Origin of the sequence: Kitasatospora sp. NPDC057500 (assembly GCF_042802195.1) — a bacterium.
GTDB lineage: Bacteria > Actinomycetota > Actinomycetes > Streptomycetales > Streptomycetaceae > Kitasatospora.
The window spans coordinates 1-12,550 of the sequence record NZ_JBHVER010000218.1 but is presented as its reverse complement, the minus strand read 5'-3'; the positions used below and the strand labels follow the sequence as shown (position 1 = coordinate 12,550).

General features: G+C 66.8%; 8 protein-coding genes and 3 pseudogenes. 5 read left to right on the top strand and 6 right to left on the bottom strand.

Features of this window, described 5'->3' with window-relative positions; genetic code table 11:
- Positions 1-98: 98 nt before the first annotated feature.
- From ACFU74_RS31490 to ACFU74_RS31470, 5 genes and pseudogenes are all read right to left on the bottom strand, one after another.
- Positions 99-365, bottom strand: coding sequence for a hypothetical protein (locus tag ACFU74_RS31490; protein WP_380762979.1), 267 nt, complete (start codon positions 363-365; stop codon positions 99-101).
- A gap of 47 nt (positions 366-412) precedes the next feature.
- Complete coding sequence (locus tag ACFU74_RS31485; protein ID WP_380762981.1) at positions 413-1,588, bottom strand: cytochrome P450; 1,176 nt, start codon at positions 1,586-1,588, stop codon at positions 413-415.
- A gap of 2 nt (positions 1,589-1,590) precedes the next feature.
- A pseudogene (locus ACFU74_RS31480) lies at positions 1,591-2,760 on the bottom strand (MAB_1171c family putative transporter); the annotation flags it as partial.
- Positions 2,761-2,854: 94 nt separating this feature from the next.
- Entirely contained in the window at positions 2,855-3,352 is a 498-nt protein-coding gene (locus ACFU74_RS31475; RefSeq protein WP_380762977.1) for a regulator component, read from the bottom strand.
- 190 nt (positions 3,353-3,542) lie between these two features.
- A pseudogene (locus ACFU74_RS31470) lies at positions 3,543-3,911 on the bottom strand (SDR family oxidoreductase); the annotation flags it as partial.
- Here ACFU74_RS31470 and ACFU74_RS31465 point away from each other — a divergent pair.
- A pseudogene (locus ACFU74_RS31465) lies at positions 3,910-4,233 on the top strand (DNA methyltransferase); the annotation flags it as partial. The pseudogenes ACFU74_RS31470 and ACFU74_RS31465 sit on opposite strands and share 2 nt — an antisense overlap.
- An 88-nt stretch (positions 4,234-4,321) precedes the next feature.
- On the opposite strand, the gene ACFU74_RS31460 reads toward ACFU74_RS31465, so the two are convergent.
- Positions 4,322-5,257: a hypothetical protein gene (locus ACFU74_RS31460; protein ID WP_380762975.1), complete on the bottom strand. Its 936-nt coding sequence runs from the start codon at positions 5,255-5,257 to the stop codon at positions 4,322-4,324.
- Between the two features lie 482 nt (positions 5,258-5,739).
- Between ACFU74_RS31460 and ACFU74_RS31455 the strand changes: the two genes are divergently transcribed.
- The 4 genes from ACFU74_RS31455 to ACFU74_RS31440 all read left to right on the top strand — a co-directional run bounded on the left by ACFU74_RS31455 (position 5,740) and on the right by ACFU74_RS31440 (position 12,392).
- Positions 5,740-7,860 (top strand): hypothetical protein, encoded by a 2,121-nt coding sequence (locus ACFU74_RS31455; protein WP_380762973.1) that lies wholly within the window; start codon positions 5,740-5,742, stop codon positions 7,858-7,860.
- The gene (locus ACFU74_RS31450; protein WP_380762971.1) at positions 7,857-8,336 is read left to right on the top strand and encodes a hypothetical protein; all 480 of its coding nucleotides are present in this window, start codon (positions 7,857-7,859) and stop codon (positions 8,334-8,336) included. Before ACFU74_RS31455 ends, ACFU74_RS31450 begins: the two co-directional genes overlap by 4 nt.
- A 280-nt stretch (positions 8,337-8,616) precedes the next feature.
- The gene (locus ACFU74_RS31445) at positions 8,617-9,573 is read left to right on the top strand and encodes a PIN domain-containing protein (RefSeq protein ID WP_380762969.1); all 957 of its coding nucleotides are present in this window, start codon (positions 8,617-8,619) and stop codon (positions 9,571-9,573) included.
- Between the two features lie 104 nt (positions 9,574-9,677).
- Positions 9,678-12,392, top strand: a complete 2,715-nt coding sequence (locus ACFU74_RS31440) for an ATP-dependent RecD-like DNA helicase (RefSeq protein WP_380762967.1) — start codon at positions 9,678-9,680, stop codon at positions 12,390-12,392.
- Positions 12,393-12,550 lie beyond the last annotated feature (158 nt).

Here is a 12,550-nt window from a genome sequence, read left to right as displayed (position 1 = left end):
CGCCTCACCGGCGAGAACACCATCTCATGGCGCGACCCGACATCCCAGATCAAGTAGCTGATTTAGGGATAAAACATCGGGATAAAACGACCTCTGAGTCACAGGCTCTTCAGCGCGGCCTGACACTCCCGGCACCGCTTGTCGTACAGCGCGGGCGGATACCAGGGCTCGCCTGGCCGAGCAGGGCGGTAGTGGGCGTGTTCCATCGCGTCGGTGTCGAGGCCGCAGAGAGTCTGCGGGAGGGGGTCCTCGGGCGCGTCGGGGTCGGCGCCGGCGGCGTGCACCAGAAGAACGACCGGCTCGACACCATCGGGTCCGATCTCTTGGTCCGGCTCCAACTCGAGAAGAACGACGATCGCGGCCATGTCCCGACCCTGCGGCACGGTTGAGCCGGGCGCATCCTGGGTTCGGCCTATGGCAGGACGGGCAGCGCCTCAAGGCCTCGCATGAGCCGTGTGTGCCGCCATTGCAGCTCGGCACTGGGCGCAGCCAGGCGAAGCTGGGGGAATCGGGCAACGACGCGTCGGAAGGCGATCTCTCCCTCGGCGCGCGCGAGGGGCGCCCCGAGGCACCGGTGGATGCCGTGCCCGAAGGCGAGATGCCCCTTGGTGTCCCGGTCGAGGTCGAGTCGGTCCGGGTCAGCGAAACGCGCGGGGTCGCGGTTCGCGGCGCCGGGCGCGATGAGCACAGGGGAGCCCGCAGGAATCTCGGTGCCGCCGAGGCTGACGGCCTCGGTGGTGAACCGGAAGGTGGCCAGGCTCACTGGAGAGTCGAAGCGGAGAAGCTCGTCCACGGCCGCGTCGGCCAGGTCAGGCTCATCTCGAAGGCGGTGCCACGCGGCCGGAGTCTGCAGCAGGGCCAGGAGACCGTTGCCGATCAGGTTGGTGGTGGTCTCGTGCCCGGCGACGAGAAGGAGCACCGCGAGGGAGACGAGCTCGTCCTCGCTGAGCTGGTCCTCGCCGTCGCGGGCACGGATCAAGTCGTTGAGCAGGCTGTCATCGGGGGTGCGACGTTTGGCCGTGATGAGGTCAGCCATGTAGTCGGCGACCGCGTGCGAGGCGGAGTCGATCCGTTCGGGCTGCCCGGCCGCGAAGAGCTCGTTGGACCATGTGCGCACCGCCGCGCGGTCGGAGTCGGGAACTCCGAGCAGTTCGCAGATGACCGTGACGGGCAGTGGGACGGCGAGGCTCTCAATGGCGTCGGTCCGCTCGCCGGGCACCCACGCGGCGAGCAGCTCGTCCGTCACGCTGGCGATGTACGGGCGGAGCCGCGCGACGGCCCCTGGTGTGAACGCCTTCGTCACCAGGCTCCGCAGCCGTGTGTGCTGCGGCGGATCGGTGGCCAGCATGCTCCGGGACGCGGCGGGGTGCAGGTTGCGTCCGGTGTCCTTGCCAGCAAAGAAGGCCGCCGTGTCCTTGGACAGCCGCGGGTCGGTGAACGCCTCTCTGGCCTCGGCGTAGCCGGTCACGAGGTAGCTCGACCGCCCTCCTCCGCTGGGCACCTGCTTGATCGGCGAGGCGCTTCGGAGAGCCGCGAAGGTCGGATACGGGTTCTGGAAGAAGGCTGGATCCTGAAGTGGGTTGTTCATGCTCATCCCTGTGCCGTCTCGAGCGTCTGTGCCTCGCGCGAGGCCGTCCGGACGATGTCGCTTCCGGCGTAAGCCCGTGCCACCGAGCGTAGCCAGATCGCCTCGGCGCGGAGGTCTCCCGCACGGGCGGCTGTTCCGGGAGCCTGCGGTGCCAGAGCGAACTCCGGCTCGATGCCGGCGCGCATCGCCCGGATGGCCGCTGCCAGGACGGAAGCCTCGACCGTCGCGTCACCGTCGGCAGTGCCGGCCAGGTTCCGCCGCTCAACCTCTCGGACGGCCGCCTGCTGGACAGTGAGCGAACGGAAAGGGCGCAGGCTAATGATGCCGTCGTTGATCTCGACGATGCGACGGTGGAGCAGGAAGTCGACCTCGTTCTCGACCACGGCATCGTCATCGAGGACGATCTCGGGCAGGGCCGCGGTGAAGTCCTGCCGCAGGGGATCGAGGTCGGCGATCGACCTTCGCTCCCAGCGGCGGCGGAGGAACTGCGTGAGCGGCCAGAGTGCGGTCGGCAGGGTCAGGCCAGCGGTGATGAGGAGCACGCCGAGGGCCGGAGCCGTGACACTCAGAGCGCAGTTCACCGGTGTGAACAGGTTGGTGCAGCGCGGTCCGCCGGGGATGGCATCCCAACCGAACAGGGCTCCAACGGCGTTGATGGTCTTGTAGGCAGTGTAGAGAAGGGCGAAGACGCAACCGACGGCCGTGGTGCGAAGGCCGATGCGCTGGCTCTTCCGGGTGGCAGTGCGCGACCGGGTCCAGGTCTGGGTGAGGCAGTCGTAGACGGCGTATCCGAGGAACGCGATGTACGCGGCGGAGTAGATGTGCAAGGAGGCGGGCGCCTCGTCGAGCTTGCCCTGGAGCTCGGCAGCGCTCCACATCAGCGTGCGCGGAGTGACTGCAAGAGCGAAGGCCATCGTGGCGACGGCCAGGGCCAGGAGTCGGAGCCGCCACCGAACCCGGCGCCGAGCCTCGTTTGCGTCGTGGTTGAGAAAGAGGAGCACGGAGGCGACGCTGGCCGCTGCCGACAGAGTCGCGGAGTTGCTCACCAGCCGAGAGAAGTCTGGCGTGATGGAGTCCTCCAGCGTCCGGATCGCCGGTTCGTAGGCGCTGAAGGCGATCGCGAAGCACCCGAGGAAGGCGGAGAGGCTCAGGGTGCCGGCGGGGCGTTGGCCGGGCCGGCGTCTGAAACGCCCAGTAGAGCGATGCGGCCAGCAGCAGCAAGGGCATACCGCCGAAGATGGCGCTGATCATGGTCGTTCCTTCGGGTCAGGCGAAGATCGCGTCCCAGCGCTCGTCGGCCGCTGCCGGGCGACGTGCCGGGAGGAGGCGTTCGCGGTAGACGCGTTGGCGGATGAGCGTGGCCATGTACTCGGCCTCGCGCTCGTCTGCGGTGGTGTAGGCCGTACGGCCAGACATTCGCTGAATGAGGGTCGGATTCAGTCCGATGGCTGCGGCGGCTCCGTCGCCGAGGGAGAGAGAGCCCGGATGGTCGCACAGGATGTGGCTGATCTCGTGCGCCAGAATGTGCAACTGATGGGCGGCCGAGGTCCCCTGCTCGACGAACAAGTAGTCGACAGTAGGCGTCTCGACCCGAATGCCGCAGGGAGTGTCGGCAGCCCTGTTCGAGTCCAGGGGCTGGAGGATGATCGGCTTTCCCCGCATGGCGGCGACAGCCTCGCGCAGCTGCAGGGTGCCGAAGCGGTGCGGAAGTTCGAGGCGTGCGAGGCGTTCCTCGCAGACGGCTCGAAGGGGGCGCTTGTCCATGATCTCCCCCTACAGGGAACGGTCGCTGGGGCGTGCTGGCCAGTGGGGTGGCCGAGCAGAGGGTTTCGCGTACGGCGGTGGGAGATCGACGGCGAGACGGAAACCGCCATGGGTGTGACGGCTCGACCGGCCGCCGATCTGACCTTGTCAGTAGGCCGTCGGTCGGACGCGTCTTCTCGCTGTCGGAGCGTCAGTGCCCCATGGCGACGCCGCCGTCGACGGGGATGACGGCGCCCGTGATGTAGGCCGCGTCTTCGCTGGCTACGAAGCGCACCGCCGAAGCGATCTCCCGTGGCTGGGCGATTCGGCGGAGCGGGACCTGGGCGATGATGTGGTCCAGGCGTTCCTTGCCGAGGACCGCGGTCATGTCCGTCTCGGTGAGGCCGGGGGCCACCACGTTCGAGGTGATGCCCTTACCGCCGTACTCATGTGCGAGAGAGCGAGCGAAGCCGATGAGCCCTGCCTTGCTGGCCGCGTAGTTGGATTGGCCGGCCTCGCCGACCATGGCGACAGCTGACGAGATGAAGACCAGCCTGCCGCCTCGTCGCGTGCGGAGCATCTGGGGAGTCAAGGGCACCCTCGACAACAGCCGGGACCTCTACCTGCCCGGCCACTTCATCGCGAGCCAGCCCCGCAAGGACCGGGTCCACATCACTCAGAAGCCGCTGGAGATCATGCAGCAGCTCGTCCAGATCTGCCCGGAGAACGGCGTGGTCCTCGACCCGTTCACCGGAAGCGGCTCGACCGGCGTCGCCGCCCTACGCGAAGGCCGGCGATTCGTCGGCGCCGAACTCTCGCCGCACTACGCCGACGTGGCCGAACAGCGTCTGCGCGCCGAACTGACGCAGGACGACTTCGTCCTCGCCGGACCGGAGGGGTGACCGTGATAACCCGGGGCAGCCGCCACCGCCCGGCCCGCAGACAGACGGGGGGGTGGAGCATGAAGCTCCAGCCGCCCTCGCCGTCCGGTCAGGCCGTCTGAACCGCTCGCTCGATCAGTGGTCCCGCCTTCTTAAGGTCGGCCGCCGAGGCGATCCGCACCTCCAGGTCCCCGGTGCCCAGGTGCCCGATCCCGCGCATGTCGCGCGTGAAGCCCTCCTCCAGCTCCACCGTGTCCGGGTCCAGCCGCAGGTACACCAGGATCACCCGGTGCGAAACCGAAGGCCGGAAGATCACGCTCGCCACGTTCTGCAGCCGCCGGTAGGCGATGTAGTGCTTGAGAACGACGGTCTCCACCTCACCCGACGCGGTGAGCACCTCGTCCAGCTCGCGGTACAGATCCCGGAGACACTCCGGTACGTCGCCGACGAGCGGCAGCTCGGCCGCCTCGGCGGCAGCCGCCGGCACCGACGGCGTGGTCGATCTGCGCACGGCTGCCGGGCTGACGGTGGCGGAGACCGGCTCGACCAGCTGGAGGCTCAGCAGCCCGCCGTCGAAGATCCGGTAGCGGACCAGCTCGATCGGCCACTGCCGACCCAGGTCACCAACGGCCACCCGGTCGTGGTGCGAGAACCCGGCCGCGATGCACAGCGCCCGGGGCGCACGCCAGTCGATGGACTCGGCCGCCTCGGACCCCAGCTTCTCCCGGACGAGGGCCTCGAACTCGTGGTGGCTGCTCTTCACCCAGGTGAGATAGGAGATGGCCTGCGAGACGACTCCGCTGTCGTTGCCCTTCTTGAATTCGATCACGACCGGCACGCCGTTCTCGTCCAGGCCGAGCGAGTCCACCCGCCCCCGGTGCCACCGACCGGTCGGGTACTCCGACGCCAGGAACCGGATGCCGAGCATGGCCTCCATGCTCGCCTCCACCCGGCGCTGCAGCTGCACCTCCAGCGCCACCATCGAGCTGCGCAGCTCTACGTCCTGGCCGTCCGCCCCGAGCCGGAACACCTTGAGATCGCTCACCCAGCCCCCTTCGCACGATCGTACGAGGACATGAATCGACAAGGGCACAGGGATATTCCGGAGGTCTCGGGCACGCGGGCCAATCAGCTGCGTAAGGAACGCCCCGGGGACGTTGTGGTTGCGAAGCGCGTGTCAGATGGGTTGGCGGTGCGCTACTCTCGGTGGTGCTGGTTCAGGAGTCCTGGGCCAGCTGCGCACCGCTCCGGTTATACGGAACTGCACACTCCAGGGTTGGACCTGCGTGTGAAGGGTGGCTGGCGACCGTCGTCGACGGGAGTTCGGGTTGAGATTGCCCGGCTGACCAGCAGCCCGCCTAGTCCCGTGGAATGCCGGTCGGCACGGGAGACCCCGGACAAGTGAGCCGGTGGAATATCGTGACGGCGCTCGCCGCCCTTGTGGTCGGCGCGCAGTGGAGTCCTCGGCACGGTTGCCGGGACGGCAGGCTCGGCCTGCGGCGCGTCGAACTATGAAAGGGCGATGCGATGAATCTCGACGACTTCGAGAACGACGACAACCTTCCCCCGCTGCTCCGCCGGCCCGACCGCGTGCCTGACCCGGTGCCGGTCGCGCAACTGCGTGGTCCCCGCAAGGCGCTGCTCGACAATCCCGTGGTGTCCCTGGACGAGGACGCGGCGAGCGTCGTCACCGGGGGCGCGGTGGAACCCGTGCTGGTCCGTAAGCTGGCTGAGGCGCTGGGCGAGGCGGCGGCGGCTGGCCTCCTCATGGCCAAGCCGGTCGTGGGCGGAACCCTGTACATGCTCCCGCCGCACCGGCGCTACCTCGACCTGGACGTGCTGCCCGACTTCGTCAACCAGCGGTGGGCGGACCAGGTGCGCACCGCGATGGACGCGGAGCCCTCGACGGTCGCGCCGGTCACCTACAAGACACTGATCGACGAGGAGACCGGGCAGCCCCGGGCGCTCTTCGAGGTCCACCTGGCGGACCGCAAGGCCCTGGCCGACGCGGTGACCGAGAGCATGCGCAAGACGTACGGCGCCCAGGGCGGCAAGAACGTCTACACCGAGAGCGTGCTGCAGCACGGCGTCAAGGAGCCGATGACGCTGTTCCCGGTGCGCGTGGTGTACGACGACGGCACCGAGGAGACCTACAACGTCGCTGGTGACGGCAACAGTCGGCTCGTGAGCATGTGGCTGGCCCGCACCGGCGGTGACATCGACGCGGCGGCGTCCGCGTGCGTGGCCGCTGTGATTGGCCCGGTGGACCGGCACGGCGCTCGCCGCCCCGCCGACCAGCGTGCTGCCCGCGCGAAGGTGACGGAGATCGCGGCCCGCGTCCGCCGTGGCCTGGCCGAACCGACGCTCACCGAGGCGACCCGCAGGGAGGGCCACACCCTCACCTTCCCCGCCATGGTGGTGGTCGGAGCGAGCGGCGAGGAGCAGGGTTCCCGCCTGGCCGACCTGATCGCCGCCAAGGACGACCTGGTGGCCAACCTCCACGTCCACGTGACCCCGTGGACCGACGGTGCGCAGAACACCCAGGGCATGCAGCGCGTCTACCGGCACGCCCGGCGCAACGGCCTGATCCAGGAGAGCACCTACCAGGTGCTGCTCGGCGAGGTCAGCCCCGGGCTGATGCACGACCTGCTCGGGCTCCCGCCGCACCGGCTCTGGTCGGCGGCCCTCCACCAGCACGCCGTGCTGGCCGGTCGGGCACAGCAGGTGAACCAACTGATGAAGCAGGAGTTCGGCATCCTGCGGGCCGACCGGCAGCCGATCAGTTCCCGTCTGGCGCCCATGGCCCTGTCGGCCTATCGCAGTTCGGAGCGGATCGACCAGGCCGTCCGTGCGTTCGGCAACGGCGGCACGATCACGGACACGGTGTGGAAGCGGCCGTGGGAGCTGACCACCGGTCCCGATGCCCTCAAGGTCCTCAACGCGATCCTCGAGCGGGCCGAGAGCGGCGAGGCGGACGCCATCGCCGAGCTGACCGTCCTCGGGGGTACGGCGGCGATCCTCGACGGGTACATCACCCGGGACCGTGGCTCCAAGCTCGGCATCGCCAAGGAGATCGCCAAGGCGCCGTTCCGTGCCACCCCGAACAAGCTGCTGACCATCTTGACCGCCACCCGTGGCGGGCTGCGGATGCTCCACTCCATCGCGTACGCGCACGTCGCGGCCGACCCCAGCATCCTGCCCAAGCTGTTCCACACCGTCGAGCGTGAGATCAACGGCGTGCTGGTGCGCGACGGCGAGCCCGTCGTCGACAAGGCCGGCGCGCAGGCCACCATCGACTACGAGTGGGACCTGGTCTACGCGGCCGACCCGATCCTCTCCGAGGCCGAGATCGCCTCGAACCGGGAGAAGCTCGCCAATGGCAAGAACACCGGCGGCAGCTCTGACCCGGAGGACGTGCGCCAGCGCCGGCTTCTGGGTGACTCCGTCAAGAACGCGCGCAAAGCCGCCAACACGCTCGCCAAGATGACCCAGACCCACTCCCGCGGCCGGGACATCTTCGGCAGTCCCGATGGCGTGGAGATGCTGCGCGAGCACCTGAAGAAGGTCGACGAGATCCTCGTCGCCTACGGCCCCGCGCGCACCGCGGTGCTGGACCTGGACGACGACGGGGACGGTGACGACGCGTGAGCACCACCGTCCCGATCCCGCGCCAGATCCGGCGCCAGCTCACCCCTGTCACCCGGACGCTGGCACCGCTGCTCGACGTCGGCGTGCTGACCCACAACGGCGGCCTGCTGGCCGGCCTGACCTGTCGGGCCACGGTCGAGGCAGCCCGGCGCAGCATCACGGCGCCGAGCGCCGTGTACGTGGCCTGGGACGTGCGGTGCTGCTGCCGCTATGTCGGCAGCGTGTGCCGTCGCTCCTCGACGGCGGTCGCGGACCGGCTCGGCGAGCACCACCAGCACCCGGACGAGGGACCGGCCCGCCGAAGCAGTTGGGTCCTGCTGACCGTGCTGCCCATCCGGGCTGACGCACCGCCGAGGATCGTCCGCGCCGCCGAGGGGTGGGCTGCTTGCTTCCTCGCCCCGCTGGACGGCACCGCTCACCCGAGTATCGACCTCACGCAGGTGCCCGCCGCCCTCGCCGCCTCCCTGGCGGCGTAGCAGACGAGGGCCCGTTCCCAGCAGTTCAGATGCCGGGAACGGGCCCTCGCCTTCATGGAGCTCAGGTGCCAGCCCACGGCCGGGCTGGCGCCCGCCCGCACGGTGTAGATAGCCCAGGTGTGCGGGCGGAACAGAAGAGCACGCCGTCGGCCTGGGCCGCGCAGGATCTAGCGGGCCCGCTTGTCTCCGGCTTGGTAGCCGGCGGCGCGCAGGGCTGTTGGAGGGCAGCGACAGCGGAAAGCCACAGCGCACTGGCGGTGTGCACTGGCAGGATCATCGCATGCTCATCACACCGCGACCCGGCGCAGACAGGCAGAACATCCGGCAGATCCTCAGTGGCGTTCACACTTCGGCGATGAACCTACAGCGGCCGTACGGCAGCGCCCTCGAGGGGCTGCTGACGTATCTGGAATGGGCCACGGAGTCCGCGCGGATGTTGCGCTCCCAGATCAGCGACCGGGACCTCGACCAGCTCGTATTCACCGACCGCTACCGGGAGCTGCTGGGTATCTGCGGGACGGTGGCCGGGACTGCCCAGCAGCGCCTCGTGAACGGCTTGGTCCAACTCGAGGTAGTCGAACGGATCGAGGCGTTCGCGGCGGCCGTGGCCGTGCTGGATGAGCGGATTGCCCGGTGGAAGCAGCGTGAGGTGTTCGTCGTGGCCGACTCCAGCTTCTACATCCAGAACGAGGTGAAGCTGGCCGACGTCGACCTGCACGAGGTGCTCGGCGTGCCGCGCTGGCAGTTTGTGCGCCTGCTGTTTCCGATCGTGGTGGTCGACGAGTTGGACGACCTCAAGGACGCCAGCAAGCAGCGGGCCCGGTGGCGTGCCGCCCACACGCTCGGTCTCCTCGATGGGGTCCTCAACGGCGCCACCCACGGGGTCCTTCGTGAGGGCGATTACGACGCTCACAAGGGTGAGACCTACGGCAAAGTCAACGTCGAGATTGTCCTTGATCCCCCAGGCCATGTGCGCCTGGACCGCCCCGATGTCGAGATCATCGACCGGGCAGTGGCCATCCAGGGCCTGGCCGGCCGCGACGTTCGGTTGCTGACGTGCGATACGAGTCAGCACACTCGGGGCCGGGCCGCTGGGCTGCAGGTGACCAAGGTAGCGACGAAGGACCCTGGGGATGAGCCGGACTGGTCGGCCCCAGATAGGTCAGGCACTGGCGTACGCGCTCAGCGGCGCGCCCGGCAATCCGAAGCCGGAGTCCCGGCGCGCCAAAGTCAGTAAGCTCGACGAGCGGCAGACCGGAGCAGTTCGTCGATGATTTCCTCGAAACGATCGCGGGGCTTCGCGGCGACGCGCTTTTCGGGAGCGTAGGGAGGCGTAGTAGTGTGACCACTGTCGGCGAACACATCCAGAGCACCAACGAGGCGATTTGTCAGAACATCGCCTCCCTGACCGACCAGCGCGATCTGCTATCCCAGAATATCCTGGCTCAGCTCCGGAACCTGGTTGAGGGTGTCGCCGTGCGCCTTCAGCTCGGGACTTCTGATGCCGAGTACAACTATCCAGCGATTGGGCTTGGGTTGGCCTTTGTCAAGGGTAGGGGTCAGTACGGTTTCCTGAGCCGGTTCCACAAACTTCTCGAAGCGAGCGCTTCGCACTACACCATGGACGGCGACGCCTCCGAACGCCTGATGCTCAAGTACTACGAGTACCTCCTGCGTATACGGACGTTGCTCAAGCAGGGCTGTGGGATCGACGTGCTCGCCAACCTGGAGTCGTTCCCAGTCGATCTTGACCCGTCCCTACGTGAGTACCACGAGAAGATCGCTGGTCGGATCGAGACGCTTCGCCGGACCAGGGCGAGCGGCGGCGCGCGGGATCGCTACTACATTCACAAGACGCGCCCGTTCTTCGTGGCCGGGCGCATCTACTACGAGGTCACCTTCTACCGGGCGGTCAACAGGGTCAGTAAGTTCGACCGGATCATCGCTTTCACTGATATCGACATGTCCGACAAGTACTCGGCCATGCTGACGCTTCATCGTGACGCGATCCATGTCCTCAACCAGACGATGCCGATCACGATCATCAGTGCCTGGGAGGTCTCGATCAGGCCATGCGAGTTCAACAACTTCGCACGCCTCCTGGGGGTCTCCATCAAAGCCAACGTCGGCTGGGCGGAGTACCGCTACCTCATGAACGTGCTAACGGCGGGCTCAGGCAGCCTACTTGAGCTCATGGACCTGACCGACGACGAGTACACGGCCGTCAGGGCTGCGGGCACGGCTGCCACGCCCAAGCCGCAGATTTTCCCGGTGCTCGACGAAGCGCGTCGCATCATTCGGTCCGGCGCACGGGGTCACAACATCCTCCGCTACCTGATGCTGCAGATGCGCAACGAGGTGCTCAAGTCGCAGTACAGTTGGGACAAGTGCGGTCGTCTTTCAGGCCTGAACCTGCAGTACGGCTGCATCCCATTCGATACCATGCCCTTCTGTAGCTCCCCTATGGGCCACAACCCTCGATACTGGGATCTGGTCGAAAGCCTCGACTCGACCGGCCGAGAACACGAGTTGCTCTCACGGCGAGTGCGGACCAACGTCGAGACCTACGGCATGCTCTACACGCCCGTAGCCGACCTTGAATCCTTCGGTGACGTCACGAAGCTGATCGCCACCTTCAACGGCAAGCTCTACTACAAGCACACCGAGCGCCAGCTCGTGCAGGACAAGGGGCACGTCTTCATCCGGGGTTACGAGGACGACGCGGTTACCATCGTCGAGAAGCTTCAGGACTATGCGATGTCCGGGATCGACGGCTACACGGTGGCCGTTGAGCGCTGGTTGGACGAAGCGCCACGCGGCATCGATGACGACGTCAAGAAGGATGCTCTCAAGCTCCTATTCAAGCAGTCCAAGGTCGCACTGATCTACGGCGCCGCCGGCACGGGCAAGTCCACGATGGTCGACCACATCGCCCAGTACTTCAACGACAAGACCAAGCTGTTCTTGGCTTACACCAACCCGGCAAAGGACAACCTTGAGCGCAGGGTGACCGCCCAGAACTCGACCTTCCGGACGATCAGCAGTCAGATCTCCCGCACGGGACTGGACCCAGAGTACGACCTATTGGTCATCGACGAGTGCAGCATCGTCGGCAACGCAGACCTGCTCAAGGTGCTAGAGAAGGTGTCCTTCAAGCTGCTGGTGTTGGTCGGCGACGTCTACCAGATCGAGTCGATCAAGTTCGGCAACTGGTTCAGCATCATCCCTTCGTTCGTCCCGAGCACCTCGGTCTTCGAGCTGACGACGCCCTATCGGACCAAGAATGCGTCGCTCCTGGGCTTCTGGAACAAGGTTCGGAACCTCGCCGACGACATCGCCGAGGTCATCGCCCGCGATGGCTACTCGACAGTCCTCGACAAGTCGCTGTTCGAGGCTCAGCGCGAGGACGAGATCATCTTGTGCCTGAACTACGACGGTCTCTACGGGATCAACAACGTCAACCGCTTCCTCCAGAGCAGCAACCCCAACCCAGCGGTCACCTGGCGCGTCTCCACCTACAAGGTCGGTGACCCGGTGCTCTTCAACGAGACCGATCGGTTCCGGCCGGTCATCTACAACAACCTCAAGGGCAAGATCGTCGACATCGCTGTCGACCTGGGACAGATCCGGTTCGACGTCGAGCTCGACCGGCCGCTTACCGAGTTCGATGTCGTCGGCAACGAGCTCGAGTGGGTGGAGGGCTCGACTGTGCGATTCACCGTTTACGACTACGACGTCAGCGACGAGGATGACGACTCGGTTCACACCGCTGTGCCGTTCCAAGTCGCCTACGCCGTCTCGATCCACAAGGCTCAGGGTTTGGAGTATGACTCGGTCAAGATCGTCATCACGGACGCCAACGAGAACGACATCTCGCACAGCATCTTCTATACGGCAGTCACCCGAGCACGAGAGAGTCTCAAGATCTTCTGGACGCCAGAGACCCAGCAGGCAGTGCTCAAGGGCCTCCGGCGAAGCAGCAGCCCCAAGGATGCAGCTCTGTTGTCGGGTCGCCGAGGACTCAAGCCCTCCGCCGGCGTCAGTCGTGGGTCGTGACGAGGTGGAGAAGCGACGGCTAATCTGCACCCGGATCTGTGGAATCGTCTTGTATGGTTCCTAAGAGGTCGTTTTATCCCGATGTTTTATCCCTAAATCAGCTACTTGATCTGGGATGTCGGGTCGCGCCATGAGATGGTGTTCTCGCCGGTGAGGCG